The organism is Streptomyces sp. NBC_01198, assembly GCF_036010485.1.
Classification (GTDB): Bacteria; Actinomycetota; Actinomycetes; order Streptomycetales; family Streptomycetaceae; genus Actinacidiphila.
This window is the reverse complement of sequence record NZ_CP108568.1, coordinates 3,185,146-3,211,353: the sequence shown is the minus strand read 5'-3', so window position 1 is coordinate 3,211,353 and position 26,208 is coordinate 3,185,146. Positions and strand designations below refer to the sequence as shown.

The 26,208-nt window shown below is 69.6% G+C and carries 21 protein-coding genes and 3 tRNA genes; 21 read left to right on the top strand and 3 right to left on the bottom strand.

What is annotated here, in order from left to right; all coding sequences use genetic code 11:
- Positions 1 to 153: 153 nt before the first annotated feature.
- The 9 genes from OG702_RS14290 (at position 154) to OG702_RS14250 (ending at position 7,384) form a co-directional block, all read left to right on the top strand.
- Positions 154 to 226: transfer RNA gene (locus tag OG702_RS14290), tRNA-Thr, on the top strand.
- 46 nt (positions 227 to 272) lie between these two features.
- Positions 273 to 345, top strand: a tRNA-Met gene (locus OG702_RS14285).
- Positions 346 to 428: 83 nt separating this feature from the next.
- The gene (gene rpmG / locus OG702_RS14280) at positions 429 to 593 is read left to right on the top strand and encodes a 50S ribosomal protein L33 (protein ID WP_004571794.1); all 165 of its coding nucleotides are present in this window, start codon (positions 429 to 431) and stop codon (positions 591 to 593) included.
- Between the two features lie 153 nt (positions 594 to 746).
- Entirely contained in the window at positions 747 to 1,217 is a 471-nt protein-coding gene (locus OG702_RS14275; protein WP_327289253.1) for a MaoC family dehydratase N-terminal domain-containing protein, read from the top strand.
- Entirely contained in the window at positions 1,214 to 1,642 is a 429-nt protein-coding gene (locus tag OG702_RS14270) for a MaoC family dehydratase (RefSeq protein WP_327289252.1), read from the top strand. Before OG702_RS14275 ends, OG702_RS14270 begins: the two co-directional genes overlap by 4 nt.
- Positions 1,643 to 1,746: 104 nt before the next feature.
- Positions 1,747 to 2,301, top strand: a complete 555-nt coding sequence (locus OG702_RS14265; protein ID WP_327289251.1) for a TetR/AcrR family transcriptional regulator — start codon at positions 1,747 to 1,749, stop codon at positions 2,299 to 2,301.
- 106 nt (positions 2,302 to 2,407) lie between these two features.
- Complete coding sequence (locus tag OG702_RS14260) at positions 2,408 to 3,865, top strand: DHA2 family efflux MFS transporter permease subunit (RefSeq protein WP_327289250.1); 1,458 nt, start codon at positions 2,408 to 2,410, stop codon at positions 3,863 to 3,865.
- A 593-nt stretch (positions 3,866 to 4,458) separates the two neighbouring features.
- A complete protein-coding gene (locus OG702_RS14255; protein ID WP_327289249.1) occupies positions 4,459 to 5,499 on the top strand; it encodes a UDP-N-acetylmuramate dehydrogenase in 1,041 nt (346 codons plus the stop codon).
- A gap of 79 nt (positions 5,500 to 5,578) precedes the next feature.
- Complete coding sequence (locus OG702_RS14250) at positions 5,579 to 7,384, top strand: helix-turn-helix domain-containing protein (protein ID WP_327289248.1); 1,806 nt, start codon at positions 5,579 to 5,581, stop codon at positions 7,382 to 7,384.
- Between the two features lie 205 nt (positions 7,385 to 7,589).
- Here the strand turns inward: OG702_RS14250 and OG702_RS14245 are convergent, their stop codons facing one another.
- Complete coding sequence (locus OG702_RS14245) at positions 7,590 to 8,624, bottom strand: adenosine deaminase (protein WP_327289247.1); 1,035 nt, start codon at positions 8,622 to 8,624, stop codon at positions 7,590 to 7,592.
- A gap of 143 nt (positions 8,625 to 8,767) precedes the next feature.
- Positions 8,768 to 10,006, bottom strand: coding sequence for a pyridoxal phosphate-dependent aminotransferase (locus OG702_RS14240; protein ID WP_327289246.1), 1,239 nt, complete (start codon positions 10,004 to 10,006; stop codon positions 8,768 to 8,770).
- A gap of 277 nt (positions 10,007 to 10,283) precedes the next feature.
- Here OG702_RS14240 and OG702_RS14235 point away from each other — a divergent pair.
- From OG702_RS14235 to nusG, 3 genes are all read left to right on the top strand, one after another.
- Positions 10,284 to 10,356 (top strand) — tRNA-Trp (locus OG702_RS14235).
- A 107-nt stretch (positions 10,357 to 10,463) separates the two neighbouring features.
- Positions 10,464 to 10,748 carry a preprotein translocase subunit SecE gene (secE, locus tag OG702_RS14230; RefSeq protein ID WP_327293225.1) on the top strand — a complete coding sequence of 95 codons (285 nt, stop codon included), beginning with the start codon at positions 10,464 to 10,466 and terminating at the stop codon, positions 10,746 to 10,748.
- 116 nt (positions 10,749 to 10,864) lie between these two features.
- Positions 10,865 to 11,764 carry a transcription termination/antitermination protein NusG gene (nusG, locus tag OG702_RS14225; RefSeq protein WP_327289245.1) on the top strand — a complete coding sequence of 300 codons (900 nt, stop codon included), beginning with the start codon at positions 10,865 to 10,867 and terminating at the stop codon, positions 11,762 to 11,764.
- 76 nt (positions 11,765 to 11,840) lie between these two features.
- Here the strand turns inward: nusG and OG702_RS14220 are convergent, their stop codons facing one another.
- Positions 11,841 to 12,638, bottom strand: coding sequence for an SGNH/GDSL hydrolase family protein (locus OG702_RS14220; RefSeq protein WP_327289244.1), 798 nt, complete (start codon positions 12,636 to 12,638; stop codon positions 11,841 to 11,843).
- Between the two features lie 319 nt (positions 12,639 to 12,957).
- Here OG702_RS14220 and rplK point away from each other — a divergent pair, with 319 nt between their 5' ends.
- From rplK to rpsL, 9 genes are all read left to right on the top strand, one after another.
- Positions 12,958 to 13,392, top strand: a complete 435-nt coding sequence (rplK, locus tag OG702_RS14215; protein WP_327289243.1) for a 50S ribosomal protein L11 — start codon at positions 12,958 to 12,960, stop codon at positions 13,390 to 13,392.
- A gap of 286 nt (positions 13,393 to 13,678) precedes the next feature.
- Entirely contained in the window at positions 13,679 to 14,404 is a 726-nt protein-coding gene (gene rplA / locus OG702_RS14210) for a 50S ribosomal protein L1 (RefSeq protein ID WP_327289242.1), read from the top strand.
- Positions 14,405 to 14,592: 188 nt separating this feature from the next.
- Positions 14,593 to 15,522, top strand: a complete 930-nt coding sequence (locus OG702_RS14205; protein ID WP_327289241.1) for a hypothetical protein — start codon at positions 14,593 to 14,595, stop codon at positions 15,520 to 15,522.
- Positions 15,523 to 15,811: 289 nt separating this feature from the next.
- A complete protein-coding gene (gene rplJ / locus OG702_RS14200; RefSeq protein WP_327289240.1) occupies positions 15,812 to 16,348 on the top strand; it encodes a 50S ribosomal protein L10 in 537 nt (178 codons plus the stop codon).
- 137 nt (positions 16,349 to 16,485) lie between these two features.
- The gene (gene rplL, locus OG702_RS14195) at positions 16,486 to 16,872 is read left to right on the top strand and encodes a 50S ribosomal protein L7/L12 (protein ID WP_327289239.1); all 387 of its coding nucleotides are present in this window, start codon (positions 16,486 to 16,488) and stop codon (positions 16,870 to 16,872) included.
- A gap of 647 nt (positions 16,873 to 17,519) precedes the next feature.
- Complete coding sequence (gene rpoB / locus OG702_RS14190) at positions 17,520 to 21,005, top strand: DNA-directed RNA polymerase subunit beta (protein ID WP_327289238.1); 3,486 nt, start codon at positions 17,520 to 17,522, stop codon at positions 21,003 to 21,005.
- A 100-nt stretch (positions 21,006 to 21,105) separates the two neighbouring features.
- On the top strand, positions 21,106 to 25,005 hold the full coding sequence (locus OG702_RS14185; RefSeq protein ID WP_327289237.1) for a DNA-directed RNA polymerase subunit beta': 3,900 nt from the start codon (positions 21,106 to 21,108) through the stop codon (positions 25,003 to 25,005).
- A gap of 73 nt (positions 25,006 to 25,078) precedes the next feature.
- A complete protein-coding gene (locus OG702_RS14180; RefSeq protein ID WP_327289236.1) occupies positions 25,079 to 25,540 on the top strand; it encodes a DUF1707 and DUF4190 domain-containing protein in 462 nt (153 codons plus the stop codon).
- A gap of 296 nt (positions 25,541 to 25,836) precedes the next feature.
- On the top strand, positions 25,837 to 26,208 hold the full coding sequence (gene rpsL, locus OG702_RS14175; RefSeq protein WP_014144289.1) for a 30S ribosomal protein S12: 372 nt from the start codon (positions 25,837 to 25,839) through the stop codon (positions 26,206 to 26,208).

The window sequence follows — 26,208 nt, the reverse complement described above, 5'->3', positions numbered from 1 at the left end:
GCGCGCAGGTCCGGTAGGCGGCCGCAGGACACCCGGGACGAGTGCATTAGTCGTACTGATGTACCGGTCGCTGAGGTGTCCGCTGAGCCCGATGTGCCCTGCCGGATACGGATTTCACGTATCGCAGCGGACCGTGTAATGTCTTCCTCGCTCGCCCCAATAGCTCAGTCGGTAGAGCGTCTCCATGGTAAGGAGAAGGTCTACGGTTCGATTCCGTATTGGGGCTCTGATGGATCGGGTCCCCGCCTTGTCGGCGGGGTTCGGTTCGTCGCAGCGGCGTAGCTCAGTCGGTAGAGCAAGCGGCTCATAATCGCTGTGTCACCGGTTCAAGTCCGGTCGCCGCTACTCTGCGTAGCCGATTGCGGGATCGGTCCCTCGATCGGCTACTCTTTCTGTGTTCATCTACCCGTTCGTCAAGGAGCACTCACGTGGCCGCCACCGACGTCCGCCCGAAGATCACGCTGGCCTGCGTGGAGTGCAAGGAGCGGAACTACATCACCAAGAAGAACCGGCGTAACGACCCGGACCGCCTTGAGATGAAGAAGCACTGCCCGCGTTGCAACGCGCACACCGCGCACCGCGAGACGCGCTGACGCCCCTTCGCAACAACAGCAGCAGCACCAGGCCGTAACCGCGAGGCCGTCCCCGTCGCACACTGGGGGCGGCCTCGCGGTGCTTTTCCCGTCCGGTGCCGGGTGATCATCACCCGATGTCACTTTCCCACCCGCCGCACATCCGAGGTGCCGATGGCTCTGGACCAGTCCTTCGTCGGGCGGAGTTATCCGCCCACCCCTGCCTACGAGGTGGGCCGGGAGAAGATCCGCGAGTTCGCCGAGGCGATCGGCGATCCGAATCCGGCATACAGGGATCCGGAGGCGGCGAAGGCCCTCGGCCACCCCGATGTGATCGCGCCGCCGACTTTCGCGTTCGCGATCACCTACAAGGCGGCGGGGATCGTGATCTCCGATCCCGAACTCGGACTCGATTACAGCCGGGTGGTGCACGGCGACCAGAAGTTCGCCTATACGCGCCCCGTGCGGGCCGGCGACCGGCTCACGGTCACCTCCACGATCGAGACGGTCAAGTCGCTGGCCGGCAACGACATCCTCGACATCCGCGGCGAGGTCAACGACGAGTCGGGCGAGCACGTGGTGACCGCCTGGACCAAGCTGGTGGCCCGCGCGGCCGACCCGGCGCAGGACGGAGACGCGCGATGACGGCGACCGTGGCGTACGACGAGGTCGAGGTCGGCACCGAGCTGCCCGCGCAGAGCTTCCCGGTCACCCGGGCGACGCTGGTGCAGTACGCGGGCGCGTCCGGCGACTTCAACCCGATCCACTGGAACGAGAAGTTCGCCCGCGCGGTCGGGCTGCCCGACGTGATCGCGCACGGCATGTTCACCATGGCGTCCGCGGCCCGGGTGGTCACCGACTGGGCCGGCGACCCGGGTGCGGTCGTCGACTACGGCGTGCGCTTCACCAAGCCGGTCGTGGTGCCGAACGACGACGAGGGCGCCCTGGTCGAGGTCACCGCCAAGGTCGCGGCCAAGCTGGAGGACAACCAGGTCCGCGTGGACCTGGTCGCGATGTCCGCCGGCCAGAAGGTGCTCGGGATGTCCCGCGCGGTGGTCCGGCTCGCCTGAGCGGTCACCGCCACCGGTAAGGACCGCGCACCCCTGTGGGCGGTCCTTACCGCTTCCCACCTGCGCGGTTGACAAGGTAGTGATTGGCCACTAACTTACTGCCCATGGTCAGGATGAGCGCAGACGAGAGACGCGAGAGCGTCGTCCGTGCGGCGATGAGCGAGTTCGCCCACGGGGGGTACGAGGGGACGTCCACCGAGGCGATCGCCCGCCGGGTGGGTGTCTCGCAGCCGTATCTCTTCCGGCTCTTCCCGAACAAGCAGGCGATGTTCCTCGCCGCGGCGGTGTACTGCATCGACGGCACCCGCGAGCTCTTCACCGAGGCCGCCGCCGGTGTGGCGCAGGACGAGAAGCTCAAGGCGATGGCGGCCGCGTATCAGCGGATGATCCACGACGACCCCGAGCGGCTGCTGATGCAGATGCAGACGTACGTCGCCGTGGCCGCCGCGCAGGCGGCCGGGGACGACGCCTTCGGTGCGGCGGTGCGGGCGACCTGGCAGGAGCTGTGGGACTCCATCCACGTCGAGCTGGGTGCGGACGTCAACGAGACCACGACCTTCCTGGCCTACGGGATGCTCGTCAACACCCTGGTGTCGCTGGGTTTCCCCGCAGGCCACCGGATCTGGGAGGGCTTCTACGAAGCCGGCCGGCCGGAGTGAACGAGTGCCGGCCGTTCCTGGTGGCCGGCCGTTTTTTTGCCCGGAGAAGTTAGTCATCAATAACTAACCCGAAGGTACCCGACAGGGGAGTAAGGAGAGCTTGGCAATGGACAAGACCACCGCAGACAAGGCCACCGCGGGTCGCAGGCCTGCCACCGCCGCCTGGGCGCTGGTGATCACCAGCGTCGCCGGATTCATGGCGGCCCTGGACAACCTCGTCGTCACCACCGCGTTGCCGTCCATCAGGAAGGACCTCGGCGGCGCGCTGAGCGACCTGGAATGGACGGTGAACGCCTACACGCTCACCTTCGCCGTGCTCCTGATGTTCGGCGCCTCGCTCGGCGACCGCTTCGGGCGGCGCAAGCTCTTCATCACCGGGCTGTCGATCTTCACCGGGGCCTCCGCGGCCGCGGCCCTCGCGCCCGGCATCAACGAACTCATCGCCTTCCGGGCCGTCCAGGGCGTCGGCGCGGCCATCATGATGCCGCTCACCCTCACCCTGCTCAGCGCGGCCGTGCCGCCGGAACGCCGCGGTGCCGCCTTCGGCATCTGGGGCGCGGTCAACGGCCTGGCCGTCGCGTCCGGCCCGCTCATCGGCGGCAGCCTCACCGAGCACATCTCCTGGCAGTGGATCTTCTGGCTGAACGTCCCGCTCGGCCTGGCATTGATCCCCCTCGCCCGCCTCCGGCTCGCCGAGTCCACCGCGCCCAACGCCCGCATCGACGGTCGCGGCACCGCACTGATCAGCCTCGGGCTCTTCGGGATCGTCTTCGCCCTGGTCAACGCGACCTCCCACGGCTGGACCAGCGCCCGCGTCCTCGGCGGGCTGATCGGCGGCGCCATCCTCGTCATGGCCTTCGTCCGGCACGGCATGACCGCCCGCAACCCGATACTCCCGATGCGGCTCTTCCGCGGCCGGGCCTTCACCGCCATCAACGTCTCCAGCGCGCTGATGTTCGCCGGGATGTTCGGCTCGATCTTCCTGCTCAGCCAGTTCCTGCAGACCGTGCTCGGCTACACCCCGACCCAGGCGGGGCTGCGCATGCTGCCCTGGACGGGCATGCCGATGATCGTCGCGCCGATCGCCGGCTTCCTCTCCGACCGCATCGGCGGCCGGCCCGTGGTCGCCGCCGGGCTCGCCCTCCAGGCCATCGGGTTGGGCTGGTTCGCGATGATCCTCTCGCCCGACGTCTCCTACGCCGCGCAGCTGCCCGCGCTCATCATCTCCGGGGCCGGCATGGCACTCTTCATCGCTCCCGCGACCAGCCTGGTCATGTCCAGCGTCGTCCCCGCCGAGCAGGGGATCGCCTCCGGGGCGAACAACGCGCTGCGCGAGGTGGGTGGGGCGCTCGGGATCGCCGTCCTCGGCTCCATCTTCGCGGCGCAGGGCGGTTACGGATCCGGCTCGCAGTTCGTCTCCGGGCTGACCCCGGCGCTGTGGGTCGGGGCGGCGGTGCTCGCCGTCGCCCTTGCGGTCGCCCTTCTCCTGCCGGGCCGGCGGTCCGGCGGTCGGCCCGCCGACCAGGCCACGACGGACGCGCCGTCCCTCCAGCCGGTGGCCTGAACCTCGCCCCTCCGGGGCGGGTGGCCGGGGTTCTTCCCCCGCCCGCCCGCCCCTTTTCCTCGCCCGCGCCTGCGGCGCGGGGTGTTTCCCACCCGCATCACCCGTGCAGGTAGTTGTTCGGCGAACGGTTTCCCCGTGGGCCTGCACCACCATCGGCGGATAACAGGCCCGTGGACCCAGGGCGGCAGGCAGGACCGCCCCACCGGCACGGGACAGGCAGGACGGCCCCACCGCCAGGCGACGGGCAGGACGGCCCCACCGCCAGGCGACAGGCGGGATGGAGACACCGGCAGGGGACGGGCGGGAAGACACCGGCAGGCGACAGGCGGGATGGAGACACCGGCAGGGGACAGGCAGGACGGCCCCACCGACAGGGGACAGGCGGGATGGAGACACCGACAGGCGACAGGCAGGATGGGGCGCCCTGACGGAGGGGGGTGGGGGTGGAGGGGGAGGGGGGTGAAATTGTTCGTATATTTGTGGCGCTGGGAAGTGGGTGCCGTTGACGCAGGAGGGTGCCGCGCCGTAAATATGCTAATTTCGCCCCCCTCCACCGGAGCCCCCGCCCCCCGGCCCCCGAATAAGCTGGCCCCGTGCACCCTCTCGCCCCGTACACCACCTTCCGCCTCGGCGGCCCCGCCACCCGCCTGGTCACAGCCCGCACGGACGACGAGATCGTCGCCGCCGTCCGCGCCGCCGACTCCCGCGGCGAGCCCGTCCTCCTCATCGGCGGCGGCAGCAACCTCCTCATCGCCGACAAGGGCTTCGACGGCACCGCCGTCCGCATCGTCACCCAGGGCGTCACCCTGCACGGCACCACCCTCGAACTCGCCGCCGGCGAGCCCTGGAGCGACGCCGTCGCCGCGACCGTCCGCGCCGGCCTGGCCGGCATCGAGTGCCTGGCCGGCATCCCCGGCTCCGCCGGCGCCACCCCGATCCAGAACGTCGGCGCCTACGGCCAGGAGGTCTCCAGCACCATCACCGACGTCGTCGCCTACGACCGGCGGACCGCCGAGACGGTCACCCTCCCCAACGAGGCCTGCGCCTTCTCCTACCGCAGCAGCCGCTTCAAGGAGGACCCGGCCCGCTACGTCGTCCTGCGCGTCCGCTTCGCCCTGGAGGACGCCGGGGGCCTGTCCGCGCCGCTCAAATACGCCGAGACCGCCCGCGCCCTCGGCGTCGAGGCCGGCGAGCGGGTGCCGCTGGAGAAGGCCAGCGCGACGGTGCTGGGGCTGCGCGCGAGCAAGGGCATGGTGCTGGACGAGGCCGACCACGACACCTGGTCGGCCGGCTCCTTCTTCACCAACCCCGTGCTGACCGCCGACGAGTTCACCGCCTTCCTGGCCCGCGTCCACGACCGCCTGGGTCCCGACGTGGCACCGCCGGCGTTCGAGGCGGACGGCGAGCGGACGAAGACGTCCGCGGCCTGGCTGATCGACAAGGCAGGCTTCACCAAGGGCTACGGCACGGGCCCGGCCCGGATCTCCGGCAAGCACACGCTCGCGCTGACCAACCGGGGCGCCGCCACCACCGAGGACCTGCTGGCTCTGGCCCGCGAGGTCCGCGACGGCGTCGAGGCGGCCTTCGGAGTGACGCTGGTCAACGAGCCGGTGATGGTCGGCGTGCGGCTCTGAGGGTGAATCCGGAGCTTGTCGCCGGGGTTTTCCTGATGTACTCGGCGCGACGACTCCCCGGCCTCAGACGGAAGACCCCGTGCTCACCCTCGACACGCTGATCAGCTCGGCGCCCGACCGGCTCCGCCGCACCGGCCAGGTGGCGGGCGAGGGCGACCGGCCGGTCGCGGGTGTCTGGCCGGCGGACCCGTCGAGCGTCCCGTCCCGCGAGCGCGGCTGGCGCGACGTGCTGGCCGTGGTGACGACGCCGTCGCTGGGGGAGGCGGACATCCGCGCCCTCGCGCTGGCGGGGGCCGCGGCGCTCGCGGTGCGCGAACCGGCCCCGCCGGGGTTGGTCGAGGCGGCCGGACGGCACCGGCTGCCGGTGGTGCTGGCGGACCCGGAGAGCTGTACGGTGCCGCGGCTCGCCCAGCTCCTCGCCGACCAGGCGGCGGCGGGCGCCCGCCGCCTGCAGGAGCTGCTGGAGTGCGCGAAGCAGCTGTCGTCGGCGCCCAGCACCGCGGCCGGGGTGTTGCGCTGGCTGGCGCGGATGGCCGGCGGCCAGGCCGTCCTGCTGGCACCGCACCGCCCGCCGCCCGCGCTCGCCGGCGGCCTGACGCTGCCGGCCGAACGGGTCGCGGCGCTGGCCGAGGGCACGACGCAGGCGGCGGCCGTGGACGTGGGGGAGTGGAACGTACGGCTGTACGCGCTCGGCCCGGTGCCGCCGTACGACGTGCTGGCGGTGGCCCGGGCGCGTACGGCCGGCTGGCCGCAGCCGGTGACCGAGGCGGTGAGCAGGGCGGAGGCGCTGCTGTCCGGGTGGCTGCGGATGCGGGCCGCCGCGGACGGCGAGCGGGCGCCGATACGGAGCTCGGTGCTGCAGATGCTGATGGCGGGCCAGGTGCTGGCCGCCAGGCGGGCCGCGCACCCGCTGGCGATGAGCCCCGGGGTGCTCACGGCCGACGAGGCGCGGGTGTACGTGATCGGCGGCCGGGCCGCGTACCGCGAGACGCTGGTGTCGGCGTGCCACTACCACCTGGGGGACGCGGGGCTCGTCGTCGGATGCCCGGTCGACGAGCGCCAGGTGATCATCGTGGCGACGCCCGACGCGCCCACCGAGGAGCTGCTGCGCGGGCTGGTGACCCGGCGGGAGGGCTTCAGGCTGGGCGCGAGCCGGGTGGTGCCGCTCGACGGGGTCGCCGTCGCGCACGGCGAGGCGACCAGGGCGCTGGCGGCGGCGACCTCCAGCCCCGACCGCTACGCGGTCTTCACGCCGGACATCGAGCTCGTACGGCTGCTGCCCGCGGAGGGGGCGCGGCGGTGGGCGGCCGGGGTGCTGGCCCCGCTGGAGGACTGGCCGCCGGGGCGCCGGGCGGAATGGCTCGACGGGATGCGGCTGTGGCTGGCCTACGGCCCGATCGGCGCGGCGCGGCTGGCGGGCTTCCACCGCAACACGGTGCGGCAGCGGGCGGAGACGGTGGGTGCGGTGCTCGGGCTCGACCTGGGCCGGCTGGCCGACCGGATCCGGCTGGATCTGGCGCTGCGGATCGAGGAGCTGGCGCGCGGGCTCGGGCCCGCGCACGGACCCGCGCACGGTGCCGCGCCGCGGCTGGAAGAGCTGCTGGCGGACGCAGGGGTGCGGCGGTGGGCCGCGGAGTATCTCGGCAGGCTCGACAAGGAGCTGGTGCCGACGGTGATCGCGTGGATCGAGTCGGGTCTGCGGACGCCGGGGGCCGCGCTCCGTCTCGGGGTGCACCCCAAGACGGTGGCGGCCCGGCTGCGCCGGGCGGAGGGGCAGGTGCGGCAGCCGCTGGTCTCGCACCCGGCGGAGTCGGCCAACGGCCTGTGCGGGGTGCACGATCTCGCGCTGGCGGCGCACATAGGTCAGGCGCTCAGCCTGGAATGAGGGCGCGCCTTCTCTGCCCGCTGAGGGGGTGGGCGGTACCGCGCCGCGTGCCTCCCGCGCCCGCGGCCGGGTGTGCAGGGGGAGTGGGCGCGAGGGCCGGGGTGTGCAGGGGAGCAGGTGCGGGGGAGGGGCCGGGCGTGGTTGCTTGATGTGCGGAGGTCTCGCCCGGCCGACGGGGGGCGGGCGAGGCCCGGGGCTTGCGGCGTCACTCGGCCCAGTCGTCGATACCGCTGAGCATCCGTGCGCGTACGTCGTCCGGCGCCCGGGAGGCGCGGACCGACTGCCGGGCCAGTTCGGCCAGCTCCTGGTCGGTGAAGTTGTGGACGTCGCGGGCGAGTTCGTACTGGGCGGCGAGGCGGGAGCCGAAGAGCAGCGGGTCGTCGGCGCCCAGGGCCATCGGGACGCCGGCGTCGTGGAGGAGCCGCAGCGGTACGTCCTCGGGCTTGTCGTAGACGCCCAGGGCGACGTTGGACGCCGGGCAGACCTCGCAGGTGACGCCGGAGTCGGCGAGCCGGCGGACCAGGTGCGGGTCCTCGGCGGCGCGTACGCCGTGCCCGATGCGCTGCGCGTGCAGGTCGTCGAGGCAGTCGCGGACGCTGGCCGGGCCCGCGAGTTCGCCGCCGTGCGGGGCGGCGAGCAGGCCGCCCTCCCGGGCGATGGCGAAGGCGCGGTCGAAGTCCCTGGCCAGGCCCCGGCGTTCGTCGTTGGACAGGCCGAAGCCGACGACGCCCTGGTCGGCGTAGCGGACCGCGAGCCTGGCCAGCGTGCGGGCGTCCAGCGGGTGCTTCATGCGGTTGGCGGCGACCACCACGGCCATGCCGACGCCGGTGTCGCGGGAGGCGGTGTGGACGGCGTCGAGGATGATCTCCAGGGTGGGGATGAGCCCGCCGAGCCGGGGGGCGTACGAGGTCGGGTCGACCTGGATCTCCAGCCAGCCGGAGCCGTCCGCGGCGTCCTCCTGCGCGGCCTCGCGCACCAGCCGGTGGATGTCGTCCGCGGTGCGCAGGCACGAGCGGGCGGCGTCGTAGAGCCGCTGGAAGCGGAACCAGCCGCGTTCGTCGGTGGCCCGCAGCTTCGGGGGCTCGCCCGAGGTGAGGGCTTCCGGCAGGTGGACGCCGTGCTTGTCGGCCAGTTCCATGAGGGTGGACGGCCGCATGGAGCCGGTGAAGTGCAGATGCAGGTGTGCTTTGGGAAGGCGCCGGATGTCCCGGCCCGGCCCCGTACGTACTTCGCGTGCCATTCCAAGATCCTGCTATACGCGAGCCCCCGCCCGGAACCACTTTCTCCGAACGGGGGCTTGCCCGAATGCGTAATCGGCGTGAACACCCGGGCCGGCCGGCCGAGCCGGCGGACGCGGGGCCGAGTGCCGCGCGGATCGCGAGGTCAGTCCGTGGCCTCGCCCAGCAGCTTCTGCAGCCGCGAGACGCCCTCGACCAGGTCCTCGTCACCCAGCGCGTAGCTGAGCCGCAGGTAGCCGGGGGTGCCGAAGGCCTCGCCGGGGACGACCGCGACCTCGGCCTCGTCGAGGATGAGGGCGGCCAGCTCCACGGAGTCGGCCGGGCGCCTGCCGCGGATCTCCTTGCCGAGCAGCGCCTTCACCGACGGGTAGGCGTAGAAGGCGCCCTCGGGTGTCGGGCAGATCACACCGTCGATCTCGTTGAGCATCCGCACGATGGTCTGGCGGCGGCGGTCGAAGGCGGCGCGCATCTCGGCGACCGCCTCCAGGTCGCCGGTGACGGCGGCCAGCGCGGCGGCCTGGGCCACGTTGTTGACGTTCGAGGTGGCGTGCGACTGCAGGTTGGTCGCGGCCTTGACGACGTCCTTGGGGCCGACGATCCAGCCGACCCGCCAGCCGGTCATGGCGTAGGTCTTGGCCACCCCGTTGACGACGATGCACCGGTCGCGCAGCTCGGGGACGAGCGCGGGCAGCGAGCTGAAGGTGGCGTCGCCGTAGACCAGGTGCTCGTAGATCTCGTCGGTGAGCACCCACAGCCCGTGCTCGACGGCCCAGCGGCCGACGGCCTCGGTGTCCTCCCGGCTGTAGACGGCGCCGGTGGGGTTGGAGGGCGAGACGAAGAGCAGCACCTTCGTCCGCTCGGTGCGGGCCGCCTCCAGCTGCTCGACCGAGACGCGGTAGCCGGTGGTCTCGTCGGCGACCACCTCGACCGGGACGCCGCCCGCGAGCCTGATCGACTCCGGGTAGGTGGTCCAGTACGGAGCGGGCACGATGACCTCGTCGCCCGGGTCGAGCACCGCGGCGAAGGCCTCGTAGATGGCCTGCTTGCCGCCGTTGGTGACCAGCACCTGCGAGGCGTCTACCTCGTAGCCCGAGTCGCGGAGCGTCTTGGCGGCGATGGCCGCCTTGAGCTCCGGCAGCCCGCCGGCCGGGGTGTAGCGGTGGTACTTCGGGTTGCGGCAGGCCTCGACGGCGGCGTCGACGATGTAGTCGGGCGTCGGGAAGTCGGGCTCGCCGGCGCCGAAGCCGATCACCGGGCGCCCGGCGGCCTTGAGGGCCTTGGCCTTGGCGTCCACGGCGAGGGTGGCGGACTCGGAGATCGAGCCGATACGGGCCGACACCCGCCGGTCGCTTGCAGGTGGTACAGAGGGAGTGGCTGCGGTCATGCCTGCATGGTCCCAGACCGCGGGGCCGCACGGCACCGGGGTTTGACGCCGTACGGGAGTTCGGCGCCACGGCGGGGTTTGAAGCCGGCGGGGTGCCGACGGAGGGCTGGTCGGGTGCTGGTCGGCTGCTGGTCGGGCGCCAACAGCGCGCGGCAGGAACGTCTTCGGAGGCAACTCAGGTGCAAGGCGTTCGACGGGGAGCGTCAGAGCACGTACACTCAACCGTCGATGGCCCTCCCGGCGATGTCGCCTGCGGTACGTTGGGGGTGTCTGTCGAAGGGTCGTAGCTCAATTGGTAGAGCACTGGTCTCCAAAACCAGCGGTTGGGGGTTCAAGTCCCTCCGGCCCTGCTCCACACGTCCGACCTGGACGTGGGCAGGCAGATAAGCACTCGCCGTACCGCGCGACGGGCGCGGCACGGCCACGACCCGGAGTCAGGTGAGGACGAGTGACTGAGATCACGGACTCCATCGAGGTCCCGGAGCCTGACGCGACTCAGGACGACAAGGACACCGACCGGAAGCCCCGCCGCGGAGGCAAGCGCGGCAAGAAGGGCCCGCTGGGTCGCCTCGCGCTTTTCTACCGCCAGATCATTGCGGAGCTCCGCAAGGTCGTCTGGCCCAGCCGCAACGACCTCACCACGTACACCACTGTGGTGATTGTCTTCGTTGTGGTCGTCATCGGGTTCGTGGCCGTGGTTGACTGGGGCTTCGGGAAGCTTATTTCCGCCGTTTTCGGCTGAGTCGCGCTCCGACTGGGTCGTTTTCGGCTGGGTCCCGCCAGATCCGCGCGGAGGGCGCAGGCCGCTGGCCGCCCCGCCCGCAGCGCCACCTTTGAAGTCAGGAAGAAGCAGTCACCGTGTCTGACCCGAACGTGTACGACGCCGACGAGTCCGTCGAGAGCGCCGACCGCGCGCTCGACACCGTCGAGGCCGCCGACGGCGACGTCGACCAGGCGGTTGCCGCCGACCTGGCCGAGGGCGAAACCGCCGAGCAGGCCGCCGTCCACGCCGGGTCCGGCGACGCGGAGGAGTCCTCCGAGGACGCCGACGCCGAGGCGAAGTCCGAGGACGCGGACGAGGACGCCGAGGACAAGAACGACGACGGGGAAGAGGACGAGGACGCCCCCGCGGCGGCCCTCACCCCGGTCGACGCGGTGGCCGCCTTCCGCGAGGAGCTTCGTACCCTGCCCGGCGAGTGGTATGTGATCCACACGTACGCGGGCTACGAGAACCGGGTGAAGTCCAACCTGGAGCAGCGTGCCGTCTCGCTGAACGTCGAGGAATACATCTACCAGGCCGAGGTCCCGCAGGAGGAAGTCGTTCAGATCAAGAACGGCGACCGCAAGACCATCCGGCAGAACAAGCTCCCCGGCTACGTGCTGGTCCGCATGGACCTGACGAACGAGTCCTGGGGCGTCGTCCGCAACACCCCCGGTGTCACCGGCTTCGTCGGCAACGCGTACGACCCGTACCCGCTGACCCTCGACGAGATCGTCAAGATGCTGGCCCCCGAGGTCGAGGCCGCCGCCGAGGCGGCCGCCATCGCCGAGGGCACCGCCCAGCCCCGCAAGGTCGAGGTCCAGGTGCTGGACTTCGAGGTCGGCGACTCGGTCACCGTCACCGACGGCCCCTTCGCCACCCTGCAGGCGACGATCAACGAGATCAACCCGGACTCGAAGAAGGTCAAGGGCCTGGTCGAGATCTTCGGCCGGGAGACCCCGGTCGAGCTCAGCTTCGACCAGATCCAGAAGAACTAGCCGTCGGCTCACCGGCACACTGGCGCACAGCCGGGCCCCCGCTTCCGTCATGGGAGCGGGGGCCCGGCTTTTCGCGTCAGGCGTTGGCGTTCAGGACCGGGAGGTAGCCGGCCGAGTGGCCGGAAGCGGTGGGGTGGTAGGACTCCCAACTGGGGGAGATGACCAGGGAGTGCAGGTAGGCGTCGCCCGAGCAGAGTTCGTGGCCGTGGAAGGTGGGGCGGACGTCGCCGAAGACGAAGCCGTGGGCGGCCGCGACGGAGGCGGTGGTGGTGTCGAGTACGTCGGCGGCCTCGTCGATCTTCTGGTGCTTGGTGGAGCTGAGACCGACGCAGAACCAGGCCGACAGGTCGTACATGTCCGGGTAGCCGAGGACGACGACCCTGGCGTTGGGGGCCTTGGCGCGGATGGCGTTGTAGACGGTGTCGAGCCGGCCGGGCAGCGTGGTGCGGACGAAGGTCTCCGCCTGGCTGACCCGGTTGACGCACGTGCTGTCGGAGCCGGTCACGCAGGTGGTCATGACGTCGGAGAATCCCGCGTCATTGCCGCCGATGGTGACGGTGACCAGGCCGGTGGAGGAGTTGAGCCCGCCGAGCTGGCTGCCGGTCACGTCGCTGGTCACCGCGCCCGAGCAGGCGGCGAAGGTGAACGAGGACGGGCTGTGCGCGCCGGCCCACAGCGCCGGGTAGGCGCTGTTGCTGCGGTGGCAGTCGCCGCTGGAGCTGATGTAGTTGCCGGCACCGTTCCCGGCCGAGTACGAGTCCCCGAGGGCGACGTACGCCGGCCCTGCGGCGTGTGCGGGACCGGACAGCACCAGCGCGGCAAGCAGGGCGAGCGCGAGTGCGGCGAGAGCGGCTAATGGCCTGGTCAGTCTCACGGAACCTCCAAGTGGGGGAACGCTGCACCCACTTGGTACCAGCCGGTAGGCAGCCCCGGGAAGTGTCCATGCCAAGAATTCTTCCCGCGTAGACCGGAATTTCAGCTACCGCCGGGCGTGGTGCGGGTGCACTGGGTGAGATTTCCAACGACTCGTGGGGCCGAAAGCCACGCTTCCGCGGGGGCCGCGGGCCGGGGACGGGGCGCCAGGGGGGCGGTGAGGCCCGCGGATTTCAGGGCCGGGCGCCGTACCCGCTATCGTGGTGCGGTATGCCTGCTCGCAGGCACGGAAAAACTCTCAACAGGACCCGGAGAGAGCAATGCCTCCCAAGAAGAAGAAGATCACGGGGCTGATCAAGCTCCAGATCAACGCCGGTGCGGCCAACCCGGCACCGCCGGTCGGACCCGCGCTGGGTCAGCACGGCGTGAACATCATGGAATTCTGCAAGGCCTACAACGCGGCGACCGAGTCGCAGCGCGGCATGGTGATCCCGGTGGAGATCACGGTCTACGACGACCGTTCCTTCACCTTCATCACCAAGACGCCGCCGGCGGCCAAGCTGATCCTCAAGGCCGCGGGTGTCGACAAGGGATCCGGCGAGCCGCACGTCAAGAAGGTCGCCAAGCTCAGCCGCGCCCAGGTGCGGGAGATCGCCACGACGAAGCTCCCCGACCTGAACGCGAACGACCTCGACGCCGCCGAGAAGATCATCGCGGGTACGGCCCGCTCGATGGGCATCACCGTCGAGGGCTGACGCCCGAGCTCGCGCAGTGGCCGGCCGAGGAACGAGGCCGTCCGCGGAGCGAGTGAGCAGGAAGCCCGAGCGAAAAATCGAGGGCTGACGCCCGAGCTCGCGCAGTGGCCGGCCGAGGAACGAGGCCGTCCGCGGAGCGAGTGAGCAGGAAGCCCGAGTGAAAAGGCGAGGGCTGACGCCCGAGCGAAAAGGCGAGGCCTGAACAGCCCGCCAGGTACCGCACCCCCTTGTGGAAGGGCCGGCTCGGCCCGCACCACGACTCCGTCACGACAACAGGAGCACGCACGTGAGCAAGCGCAGCAAGTCTCTCCGCGCTGCGGACGCCAAGATCGACCAGGAGCGCCTGTACGCGCCCCTGGAGGCTGTCCGTCTCGCCCGGGAGACCGCGACCACCAAGTTCGACTCGACCGTCGAGGTCGCCTTCCGCCTGGGTGTGGACCCGCGCAAGGCCGACCAGATGGTCCGTGGCACCGTGAACCTTCCGCACGGCACCGGCAAGACCGCCCGGGTCCTGGTCTTCGCGACCGGTGACCGTGCTGCGGCCGCGGAAGCCGCGGGAGCCGACATCGTCGGCTCCGACGAACTCATCGACGAGGTGGCGAAGGGCCGGCTGGACTTCGACGCCGTCGTCGCCACCCCGGACCTCATGGGCAAGGTCGGCCGCCTCGGCCGCGTCCTCGGCCCGCGTGGTCTGATGCCGAACCCGAAGACCGGCACCGTGACGCCCGACGTGGCGAAGGCGGTCACCGAGATCAAGGGCGGCAAGATCGAGTTCCGCGTCGACAAGCACTCCAACCTGCACTTCATCATCGGCAAGGTCTCCTTCGATGAGACCCGCCTGGTGGAGAACTACGCGGCGGCGCTGGACGAGATCCTGCGGCTCAAGCCGTCCGCCGCCAAGGGGCGTTACGTCAAGAAGGCTGCCGTGTCCACCACCATGGGCCCCGGCATCCAGATCGACCCCAACCGCACCCGCAACCTGCTGGTCGAGGAGGACCCGGCGTCGGTCTGACGCCCGGGCGAACGTACGCCCCGCACCACCCGGTCCACCGGGTGGTGCGGGGCGTTTCGCGTTCCCCGGACCACCGTCCGCCTGCCCCCGGGGGGCCGGACGACCTGGCGCACGGGCTTGTCAGCGGCGTGCGTTAGTGTTCCGCTGGTTTCACGGGGACGACTGTTCCCCGCGAGGGGGGATGAAAGATGCGTGGGATCAAGGGTGCGGCGACCGGTGTCGTCGCCGCCACGTCGGTGCTGGCGCTCGCGGCCTGCGGGCCGCTGGGATCCTCGGCGTCCGGGGGCGACAAGGCGTCGACGCCGGCGGGGACCGCCACCACCACGGCGAAGTCGCCGCTGTCAGGGGTGGCGCACGCGGTCGACGCGCTGGACCTGGTGAAGAAGGCCGCCTCCGGCGTGCACTCGGCGAAGGTCGAGTCGACCATCTCGCTCGGCACGACGATGACGATGACCAGCAAGGGCGCGCTGGACTGGGGGCATGGCCTGACCGGCACCATGAAGCTCGCCTACAGCGGCGGCTCGGTGGCCGAGTCGCTGCGTCAGGCGGGGGCGCCGACCACCATGGACGCCCGCTACCTGCCGGACGCGTACTACGTGAACATGGGGCCCACCATGGCCACGCAGCTCGGCGGCAGGCACTGGATCAAGTACAGCTACGACGACCTGGCCAAGCTCACCGGTGGCGCGGGCTCGTACCTGAAGGACACGATCCAGAACAACAACCCGGTCAAGAGTGTCGACGCGGCCCTGGCCTCGCCGGACAGCAAGGCCGTCGGCACGCAGACGGTCAGGGGCGTGCAGACCACCCACTACACCAGCACCGTCGACGTCGAGGACTTCACCGGGAAGCAGGTGCCGAATCTGACCGCCGCCGAGCTGTCGGAGCTGCGGGACACCCTCGCCAAGGCCGGCGTCACCTCGGAGACGATCGACCTGTGGGTGTCGAAGGACAACCTGCCGGTGGAGGCACTCGTCACGGCGAACACCAAGTCCGGCACGATGAAGACGACGACCTACTACTCGGACTTCGGCACCTCGGTGACCACCGAGGCGCCGGCCGCGTCCGACTCCAAGGACTTCGGCGACCTGATGAAAGAGCAGCAGCAGGACAACTGAGGCCCAGCACGAGCCGCGGCCCCGCGGGCGATTTGCCCCGCGGGGCCGCGGTCCCGTACGCTTCCCGGGAAGCCAAAGACCGCTGGTCGTCGTCGTGCCCCGAAAAGGGCGGGACGACCGAAGGATCCGCTGGATGCGGACGGCCCGCGCAGGTGATTCGTGGATGGACTCCGAAGGTTGCTTCGTGGAGTCACGCCCCGTGCGCCTGCGCCGGGGCGTTTGTTTTTTGCCGGGTCACCTCCTTCAATTCCGTGCGGTCCGTAATCACCCCGGAAGGAGGCCGAGACTCATGGCGAGGCCTGACAAGGCTGCCGCGGTTGCCGAGTTGACGGATCAGTTCCGCTCCTCGAACGCCGCCGTGCTGACCGAGTACCGCGGTCTCACCGTGGCGCAGCTCAAGACGCTGCGCCGTTCGCTCGGTGAGAACGCCACGTACGCCGTGGTGAAGAACACGCTGACCAAGATCGCGGCCAACGAGGCCGGGATCAACCAGCTCGACGACCTGTTCGCGGGTCCGTCTGCTGTCGCCTTCGTGACCGGTGACCCGGTCGAGGCGGCGAAGGGTCTGCGCGACTTCGCCAAGGACAACCCCGCTCTCGTCATCAAGGGCGGTGTCCTTGACGGCAAGGCGCTGTCCGCCGACGAGATCAAGAAGCTTGCGGACCTCGAGTCCCGCGAGGTTCTGCTCGCCAAGCTGGCGGGTGCCATGAAGGGCAAGCAGTCGCAGGCTGCCGCGCTCTTCCAGGCGCTCCCCTCGAAGTTCGTCCGCACCGCGGAGGCGCTTCGTGCCAAGAAGGCCGAGGCCGAGCAGGGCGGTGCCGAGTAATTCGGCTCGCACGATGACCGGCGCCGCAAGGCACCGGTCGCAGGTCGGTGCCGCAGGGCACCGGCCGACGCGGGCCGACCGTACGCCCGCCGACTTGTACATCCGGCACCTGCCGAATTAGTGGAAGGACCGCCATCATGGCGACCAAGCTCAGCCAGGACGACCTGCTCGCGCAGTTCGAGAACCTCACCCTCATCGAGCTCGCCGAGTTCGTGAAGGCGTTCGAGGACAAGTTCGACGTCACCGCCGCCGCCCCCGTCGCGGCCGGCGTCGCGGGCCCGGGTGCCCCGGTGGCCGAGGCCGTCGAGGAGCAGGACGAGTTCGACGTCATCCTCACCGCCGCCGGTGACAAGAAGATCCAGGTCATCAAGGTCGTGCGTGAGCTGACCTCGCTCGGCCTGAAGGAAGCCAAGGACCTCGTGGACGGCGCCCCCAAGCCCGTCCTGGAGAAGGTCGCCAAGGAGGCCGCGGACAAGGGTGCCGAGGCGCTCAAGGCCGCCGGCGCCTCGGTCGAGGTCAAGTAACACCGCGTGACACCTCGTTGCCCGGTGTGGCCGTCGGCCGCACCGGGTGACACGGTATGACCGCGGAGCCTGTGCTCCACCCGCCGCAGGGCGGCCACCCGAAAGGGTGGCCGCCCTCGGTCGTTCGTGCCCTTCCGGCGGGCCGTGCCGGCGTTGTCGTACCCGCCGGGTAGGGTGATCCCTCCTGCTGAGAGCACGTCCTCGAACAGGTCCGCGGGGCTGGGGCCTTGACGTATGGCACGCGGCGCGCAATTCTCAGGACGCGCCGCGCGAGCGGTCGGCCATCGGCTCCGACTTCGGTCGAGGTCCGATGCATGGATCGGCGGCGATGCGGGAATGCATGGCTATGCAGCAGGACGCGGCACGACGGCAGCGTTGACGGATGCGGTTCCAGGTTCCGAGGCTGGGACCCGTAGACAGGCAGAGGGGGCGACGATTCGGTACTCCGAATCTCAGCTCTGGACATCAGTGTGCCAAGTGGCTACACTGACCCTTTGCGCTGCCTGTTAGCTGCTGCCTGGCCCGTCACCAGGAGCATGCCCACGTCTGAGAGCTGCTGAAGAGGCCCGTCATCAGGGTTTTCTTCTGGTCCTCAGGGGCGGACCGGTACGCGCGTAGTGAGTCCGAGCCCTCGGAAGGACCCCCTCTTGGCCGCCTCGCGCAACGCCTCGACCACCAATTCGAACAACGGCGCAAGCACCGCTCCGCTGCGCATCTCTTTCGCGAAGATCCGTGAACCGCTCGAAGTTCCGAACCTCCTCGCGCTCCAGACCGAGAGCTTTGACTGGCTGCTCGGCAATGCCGCGTGGAAGGCTCGGGTCGAGGCGGCCCTGGACAGTGGGCAGGACGTCCCCAGGAAGTCCGGTCTTGAGGAGATCTTCGAGGAGATCTCCCCGATCGAGGACTTCTCCGGGTCGATGTCGCTCACGTTCCGTGACCACCGGTTCGAGCCCCCGAAGAACTCGCTGGACGAGTGCAAGGAGCGCGACTTCACCTACGGTGCGCCGCTCTTCGTCACCGCCGAGTTCACCAACAACGAGACCGGCGAGATCAAGTCCCAGACGGTCTTCATGGGCGACTTCCCGCTGATGACCAACAAGGGCACCTTCTGCATCAACGGCACCGAGCGTGTCGTCGTCTCGCAGCTGGTCCGCTCGCCGGGCGTCTACTTCGACAGCTCGATCGACAAGACGTCCGACAAGGACATCTTCTCCGCCAAGATCATCCCCTCCCGGGGTGCCTGGCTGGAGATGGAGATCGACAAGCGCGACATGGTCGGTGTCCGCATCGACCGCAAGCGCAAGCAGTCGGTCACGGTGCTGCTCAAGGCGCTGGGCTGGAGCACCGAGCAGATCCTGGAGGAGTTCGGCGAGTACGAGTCGATGCGCGCCACCCTGGAGAAGGACCACACCCAGGGCCAGGACGACGCGCTGCTCGACATCTACCGCAAGCTGCGCCCGGGCGAGCCGCCGACCAAGGAGGCCGCCCAGACCCTGCTGGAGAACCTCTACTTCAACCCCAAGCGCTACGACCTGGCGAAGGTCGGCCGCTACAAGGTCAACAAGAAGCTCGGCGCCGACGAGCCGCTGGACGCCGGCGTGCTCACCACCGACGACATCCTCGCCACGATCAAGTACCTGGTGAAGCTGCACGCCGGTGAGACCGAGACGGTCGGCGAGTCCGGCCGCTCGATCATGGTCGAGACCGACGACATCGACCACTTCGGCAACCGCCGTATCCGCAACGTGGGCGAGCTGATCCAGAACCAGGTCCGTACGGGCCTGGCCCGGATGGAACGCGTTGTGCGCGAGCGCATGACCACTCAGGACGTCGAGGCCATCACGCCGCAGACCCTGATCAACATCCGGCCGGTCGTCGCCTCCATCAAGGAGTTCTTCGGCACCAGCCAGCTGTCCCAGTTCATGGACCAGACGAACCCGCTGTCGGGCCTGACGCACAAGCGCCGTCTCAACGCGCTCGGCCCCGGTGGTCTGTCCCGTGAGCGGGCCGGCTTCGAGGTCCGTGACGTGCACCCGTCCCACTACGGCCGGATGTGCCCGATCGAGACGCCGGAAGGCCCGAACATCGGCCTGATCGGCTCGCTGGCCTCCTACGGGCGGGTCAACGCGTTCGGCTTCATCGAGACGCCGTACCGCAAGGTCGTCGAGGGCGTCGTCACCGACGACGTGGACTACCTGACCGCCGACGAGGAGGACCGCTTCGTCATCGCGCAGGCCAACGCGCCGCTGACCGAGGACATGCGGTACGCCGAGTCCCGCGTGCTGGTCCGCCGCCGTGGCGGCGAGATCGACTACATCCCCGGTGACGACGTCGACTACATGGACGTCTCGCCGCGCCAGATGGTGTCGGTCGCGACCGCGATGATCCCGTTCCTTGAGCACGACGACGCCAACCGTGCCCTGATGGGCGCGAACATGATGCGCCAGGCCGTGCCGCTGATCAAGGCCGAGGCGCCGCTGGTCGGCACCGGCATGGAGTACCGCTGCGCGGTCGACGCCGGCGACGTGATCAAGGCCGACAAGGACGGTGTGGTCCAGGAGGTCTCCGCCGACTACGTCACGGTGACCAACGACGACGGCACGTACACCACCTACCGGGTGGCCAAGTTCTCCCGCTCCAACCAGGGCACCTCCTTCAACCAGAAGGTCGTCGTCAACGAGGGCGACCGGGTGGTCGTGGGCCAGGTGCTGGTCGACGGTCCGTCGACCGAGGCCGGCGAGATGGCGCTCGGCAAGAACCTGCTGGTCGCGTTCATGCCGTGGGAGGGCCACAACTACGAGGACGCGATCATCCTGTCGCAGCGCCTCGTGCAGGACGACGTCCTGTCCTCGATCCACATCGAGGAGCACGAGGTCGACGCCCGTGACACCAAGCTCGGCCCGGAGGAGATCACCCGGGACATCCCGAACGTCTCCGAGGAGGTCCTCGCGGACCTCGACGAGCGCGGCATCATCCGGATCGGCGCCGACGTGGTCGCCGGCGACATCCTGGTCGGCAAGGTCACGCCCAAGGGCGAGACCGAGCTGACCCCGGAGGAGCGGCTGCTGCGGGCGATCTTCGGCGAGAAGGCCCGTGAGGTCCGTGACACCTCGCTCAAGGTCCCGCACGGCGAGGTCGGCAAGATCATCGGCGTCCGGGTCTTCGACCGCGAGGAGGGCGACGAGCTGCCGCCCGGTGTGAACCAGCTGGTGCGCGTGTACGTGGCGCAGAAGCGCAAGATCACCGACGGCGACAAGCTGGCCGGACGCCACGGCAACAAGGGCGTCATCTCCAAGATCCTGCCGGTCGAGGACATGCCGTTCCTGGAGGACGGCTCGCCCGTCGACATCATCCTCAACCCGCTCGGCGTCCCGTCCCGGATGAACCCGGGACAGGTGCTGGAGATCCACCTCGGCTGGCTCGCCAAGCAGGGCTGGGACGTCTCCGGTGTGGCCGACGAATGGGCCCGCCGCCTGGAGGCGATCGACGCCCACCGGGTCGAGCCCGGCACCAACGTGGCGACGCCGGTCTTCGACGGCGCCCGGGAGGACGAGATCCGCGGACTCTTCGAGTCCACGGTGCCGAACCGCGACGGCGACCGCATGGTCCTGCCGTCCGGCAAGGCCCGGCTCTTCGACGGCCGCTCCGGCGAGCCGTTCCCGGAGCCGATCTCCATCGGCTACATGTACATCCTCAAGCTGCACCACCTGGTGGACGACAAGCTGCACGCCCGGTCCACCGGTCCGTACTCGATGATCACCCAGCAGCCGCTGGGCGGTAAGGCGCAGTTCGGCGGGCAGCGATTCGGCGAGATGGAGGTGTGGGCGCTGGAGGCGTACGGCGCCGCATACGCCCTCCAGGAGCTGCTGACCATCAAGTCCGACGACGTACTCGGCCGCGTGAAGGTCTACGAGGCCATCGTCAAGGGCGAGAACATCCCCGAGCCCGGCATTCCCGAGTCCTTCAAGGTGCTCATCAAGGAGATGCAGTCGCTCTGCCTCAACGTGGAGGTGCTGTCCTCGGACGGCATGTCCATCGAGATGCGCGACACCGACGAGGACGTGTTCCGCGCCGCGGAAGAGCTCGGAATCGACCTGTCCCGGCGCGAGCCGAGCAGCGTCGAAGAGGTCTGACGGGTTGCCGCCCGGGACCCCGTTGGAAGGGGAGCCCGGGCGGCCCCCACGACCCGTTCAGACCATTTGAGAATCAACCCTGAGAGGGATTGACGACACAGTGCTCGACGTCAACTTCTTCGACGAGCTGCGGATCGGCCTCGCCACCGCGGACGACATCCGGACCTGGTCGCACGGCGAAGTGAAGAAGCCGGAGACCATCAACTACCGCACCCTCAAGCCGGAAAAGGACGGGCTCTTCTGCGAGAAGATCTTCGGCCCCACCCGGGACTGGGAGTGCTACTGCGGCAAGTACAAGCGGGTTCGCTTCAAGGGCATCATCTGCGAGCGCTGCGGCGTCGAGGTCACTCGCGCCAAGGTGCGCCGTGAGCGGATGGGCCACATCGAGCTTGCCGCTCCCGTCACCCACATCTGGTACTTCAAGGGTGTCCCGTCCCGGCTGGGATACCTGCTCGACCTCGCCCCGAAGGACCTGGAGAAGGTCATCTACTTCGCGGCGTACATGATCACCTGGGTCGACGACGAGCGCCGCACCCGTGACCTGCCCTCCCTGGAGGCCCAGGTCTCGGTGGAGCGCCAGCAGGTCGAGCAGCGCAGGGACGCCGACGTCGAGGGCCGGCAGAAGAAGCTGGAAGCCGACCTCGGCGAGCTGGAGAACGAGGGCGCCAAGGCCGACGTCCGCCGCAAGGTCCGCGAGGGCGCCGAGCGCGAGATGAAGCAGCTGCGCGACCGTGCGCAGCGCGAGATCGACCGGCTCGACGAGGTGTGGGCCCGGTTCAAGAACCTCAAGGTCCAGGACCTGGAGGGCGACGAGCTGCTCTACCGTGAGCTGCGCGACCGCTTCGGCACGTACTTCCAGGGCTCGATGGGTGCCGCGGCGCTGCAGAAGCGCCTGGAGTCCTTCGACCTGGAGCAGGAGGCCGAGCGCCTCCGCGAGATCATCCGCACCGGCAAGGGCCAGAAGAAGACCCGGGCGCTCAAGCGCCTCAAGGTCGTCTCGGCGTTCCTGCAGACCACCAACAAGCCCAACGGCATGGTGCTGGACTGCGTCCCGGTGATCCCGCCGGACCTGCGTCCGATGGTGCAGCTGGACGGTGGCCGCTTCGCGACCTCCGACCTGAACGACCTGTACCGCCGCGTGATCAACCGCAACAACCGCCTGAAGCGGCTTCTCGACCTCGGCGCGCCCGAGATCATCGTCAACAACGAGAAGCGCATGCTCCAGGAGGCCGTGGACGCGCTCTTCGACAACGGCCGCCGCGGCCGCCCGGTCACCGGACCGGGCAACCGCCCGCTGAAGTCGCTGTCCGACATGCTCAAGGGCAAGCAGGGCCGCTTCCGGCAGAACCTGCTCGGCAAGCGCGTCGACTACTCCGCCCGTTCGGTGATCGTCGTCGGCCCGCAGCTCAAGCTGCACCAGTGCGGCCTGCCCAAGGCCATGGCGCTGGAGCTCTTCAAGCCGTTCGTGATGAAGCGCCTGGTGGACCTGAACCACGCGCAGAACATCAAGTCGGCCAAGCGCATGGTCGAGCGCGGCCGCACGGTCGTCTACGACGTGCTGGAAGAGGTCATCGCCGAGCACCCGGTGCTGCTGAACCGCGCACCGACCCTGCACCGCCTGGGCATCCAGGCCTTCGAGCCGCAGCTGGTCGAGGGCAAGGCCATCCAGATCCACCCGCTGGTCTGCACCGCCTTCAACGCGGACTTCGACGGCGACCAGATGGCCGTGCACCTGCCGCTGTCCGCGGAGGCGCAGGCCGAGGCCCGCATCCTGATGCTGTCCTCGAACAACATCCTCAAGCCGGCCGACGGCCGCCCGGTCACCATGCCGACCCAGGACATGGTGCTCGGACTGTTCTTCCTGACCACGGACTCCGAGGAGCGCGAGGTCACGGGTGAGGGCCGGGCGTTCGGCGCCACCGCCGAGGCGATCATGGCGTTCGACAACCGTGAGCTGTCGATGCAGGCACAGGTCGACATCCGCTTCCCGGTCGGCACCGTCCCGCCGCGCGGCTGGCTGCCGCCGGAGCCCGGTGAGGGCGAGCAGCCCTACCAGCTCGGCGACAGCTTCCGGCTGCGGACGACCCTGGGCCGCGCGCTCTTCAACGAGCTGCTGCCCGAGGACTACCCGTTCGTGGACTACGCGGTCGGCAAGAAGCAGCTCTCCGAGATCGTCAACGACCTCGCCGAGCGCTACCCCAAGGTGATCGTGGCGGCGACGCTCGACAACCTGAAGGCGGCGGGCTTCCACTGGGCGACGCGTTCCGGTGTCACCGTGTCGGTCACCGACATCGTGGTGCCGGAGGCGAAGAAGGCCATCATCGCGTCCTACGAGGCACAGGACGAGAAGGTCCAGAAGCAGTACGAGCGCGGCCTGATCACCAAGCAGGAGCGCTCGGACGAGCTGATCAACATCTGGACCAAGGCGACCAACGAGGTCGCCGCGGCGATGAACGCCAACTTCCCGAAGACCAACCCGATCTTCATGATGGTCGACTCGGGCGCCCGCGGAAACATGATGCAGATGCGTCAGATCGCGGGTATGCGCGGTCTGGTCTCGAACGCCAAGAACGAGACCATCCCGCGGCCCATCAAGGCGTCCTTCCGTGAGGGCCTGTCCGTGCTGGAGTACTTCATCTCCACCCACGGTGCCCGTAAGGGTCTGGCCGACACCGCGCTGCGTACCGCCGACTCGGGTTACCTGACCCGTCGTCTGGTGGACGTCTCGCAGGACGTGATCATCCGTGAGGAGGACTGCGGCACCGAGCGCGGTCTCAAGCTGCGGATCGCCGAGCGTGGCCAGGACGGCACGCTCCGCAAGGCGGACGACGTCGAGACCAGCGTGTACGCGCGGATGCTCGCCGAGGACGTCGTGGTGGACGGCAAGGTCATCGCGCCGGCCAACGTCGACCTGGGCGACGTGCTGATCGACCAGCTCGTGCGGCACGGTGTCGAGGAGGTCAAGACCCGCTCGATCCTCACCTGCGAGTCGGCCGTCGGTACCTGCGCGTACTGCTACGGGCGTTCGCTGGCCACCGGCAAGCTGGTGGACATCGGCGAGGCGGTCGGCATCATCGCCGCCCAGTCGATCGGTGAGCCCGGCACCCAGCTGACGATGCGTACCTTCCACACCGGTGGTGTGGCCGGTGACGACATCACGCAGGGTCTGCCGCGTGTGGTCGAGCTGTTCGAGGCCCGTGTCCCGAAGGGTGTCGCCCCGATCTCCGAGGCGGCCGGCCGGGTGCGGATCGAGGAGACCGAGAAGACCAAGAAGCTCGTCGTCACCCCCGACGACGGCTCCGAGGAGCTGGCCTACCCGATCTCCAAGCGCGTCAAGCTGCAGGTGGGCGAGGGCGACCACGTCGAGGTCGGCCAGAAGCTCACCTACGGTGCGACCAACCCGCACGACGTGCTGCGGATCCTGGGCCAGCGCCAGGTGCAGATCCACCTGGTCGCCGAGGTGCAGAAGGTCTACAACTCGCAGGGTGTGTCGATCCACGACAAGCACATCGAGATCATCATCCGGCAGATGCTGCGCCGGGTGACGATCATCGAGTCCGGCGACGCCGAGCTGCTGCCCGGCGAGCTGGTCGAGCGCGGCCGGTTCGAGACCGAGAACCGGCGGGTCGTCTCCGAGGGCGGTCACCCGGCCTCGGGTCGTCCGCAGCTGATGGGTATCACCAAGGCGTCGCTGGCCACCGAGTCGTGGCTGTCGGCGGCGTCCTTCCAGGAGACCACCCGGGTGCTGACCGACGCGGCGATCCACGCCAAGTCGGACTCGCTGCTGGGCCTGAAGGAGAACGTCATCATCGGCAAGCTCATCCCGGCCGGTACGGGCCTGTCCCGCTACCGCAACATCCGGGTGGAGCCGACCGAGGAGGCCAAGGCCGCGATGTACTCGGCCGTCGGCTACGACGACATCGACTACAGCCCGTTCGGCACCGGCTCCGGCCAGGCCGTCCCGCTGGAGGACTACGACTACGGCCCCTACAACGGCTGAATCAGTTCGTAGCAAGCGCGTCACAGAGCGGTCGCTCCCTTCCGGAGCGGCCGCTCTGCGGCATCATGGAGACATGCTTGCCGGGGATGCGGATCGGGAGAGAGCGGTGAGCGTCCTCAAGGACGCCTTCACCGAGGGGCGGCTCACGCAGCCCGAGTACGAGGACCGGATCGGGCGGGCGTACCAGGCCCGCACGTACGGCGAGCTCGACCAGGTCACCGTGGACATCCCGGCGCGGGTGATGCCGCCGGGCATGGTGGCCGGCGCGCCGCCCTACGGTCTGCTGCCGCCCCAGGTCCAGGGGACCAGCGGGCAGGCGATCGCGTCGCTGGTCTGCGGGATATGCGCTCCGATCACCGGGGGCCTGAGCTCGCTTCCGGCGGTGGTCCTCGGCCACATGGCCAGGAGCAGCATCCGGCGGACCGGGCAGCAGGGCGACGGGCTGGCCATCGCCGGGCTGATCCTGGGCTATCTGACCATCGCCGGGTTCGTGGGGTTGTTCGTGGTGTACGGGCTGCTGGTCACCGGACCGTGACCGGCTGGTGACCGGCAGTCGACGGCCAGGGGGCTGTGCGGGGCCGGAATCCGGCCCGTATGCAGGTGTTTTGACCGCAGCCGATGCGGTAGGTAGGCTCTGACCTTGTGCCTGGGGTGTGCCCGGGTTCTCGCGCGTGCCATGTGACCGCGTGGGGGCACCGAGGCCGCGACACCCAAACATACGCACGGCTCCGTTTGTGGACGGGGATGTGCGGGGTCCGCGACACACCCGACCGCGTGGGTCGGTCCCCAGGTTAGATTTATCGAGATCGGCACACAGAAACCGGAGAAACGGTGCCTACGATCCAGCAGCTGGTCCGGAAGGGCCGGCAGGACAAGGTCGAGAAGAACAAGACGCCCGCGCTGAAGGGTTCCCCGCAGCGACGTGGCGTTTGCACGCGTGTGTACACGACCACCCCGAAGAAGCCGAACTCGGCCCTGCGCAAGGTCGCCCGTGTGCGCCTTACCAGTGGCATCGAGGTCACCGCTTACATCCCGGGCGAGGGCCACAACCTGCAGGAGCACTCGATCGTGCTCGTGCGTGGCGGTCGTGTGAAGGACCTGCCGGGTGTCCGCTACAAGATCATCCGTGGCTCTCTCGACACGCAGGGCGTCAAGAACCGTAAGCAGGCGCGCAGCCGCTACGGCGCCAAGAAGGAGAAGTAA

Excerpts from the sequence above, each read along its gene's own strand:
- rplK (WP_327289243.1), top strand. The coding sequence starts at position 12,958 with ATGCCTCCCAAGAAGAAGAAGATCACGGGGCTGATCAAGCTCCAGATC.
- OG702_RS14240 (WP_327289246.1), bottom strand. The coding sequence starts at position 10,006 with ATGACCGCAGCCACTCCCTCTGTACCACCTGCAAGCGACCGGCGGGTG.
- OG702_RS14180 (WP_327289236.1), top strand. The coding sequence starts at position 25,079 with ATGCTTGCCGGGGATGCGGATCGGGAGAGAGCGGTGAGCGTCCTCAAG.
- OG702_RS14205 (WP_327289241.1), top strand. The coding sequence starts at position 14,593 with ATGCGTGGGATCAAGGGTGCGGCGACCGGTGTCGTCGCCGCCACGTCG.
- OG702_RS14245 (WP_327289247.1), bottom strand. The coding sequence starts at position 8,624 with ATGGCACGCGAAGTACGTACGGGGCCGGGCCGGGACATCCGGCGCCTT.
- OG702_RS14275 (WP_327289253.1), top strand. The coding sequence starts at position 747 with ATGGCTCTGGACCAGTCCTTCGTCGGGCGGAGTTATCCGCCCACCCCT.
- OG702_RS14260 (WP_327289250.1), top strand. The coding sequence starts at position 2,408 with ATGGACAAGACCACCGCAGACAAGGCCACCGCGGGTCGCAGGCCTGCC.
- OG702_RS14265 (WP_327289251.1), top strand. The coding sequence starts at position 1,747 with ATGGTCAGGATGAGCGCAGACGAGAGACGCGAGAGCGTCGTCCGTGCG.
- rplJ (WP_327289240.1), top strand. The coding sequence starts at position 15,812 with ATGGCGAGGCCTGACAAGGCTGCCGCGGTTGCCGAGTTGACGGATCAG.
- rplL (WP_327289239.1), top strand. The coding sequence starts at position 16,486 with ATGGCGACCAAGCTCAGCCAGGACGACCTGCTCGCGCAGTTCGAGAAC.
- OG702_RS14270 (WP_327289252.1), top strand. The coding sequence starts at position 1,214 with ATGACGGCGACCGTGGCGTACGACGAGGTCGAGGTCGGCACCGAGCTG.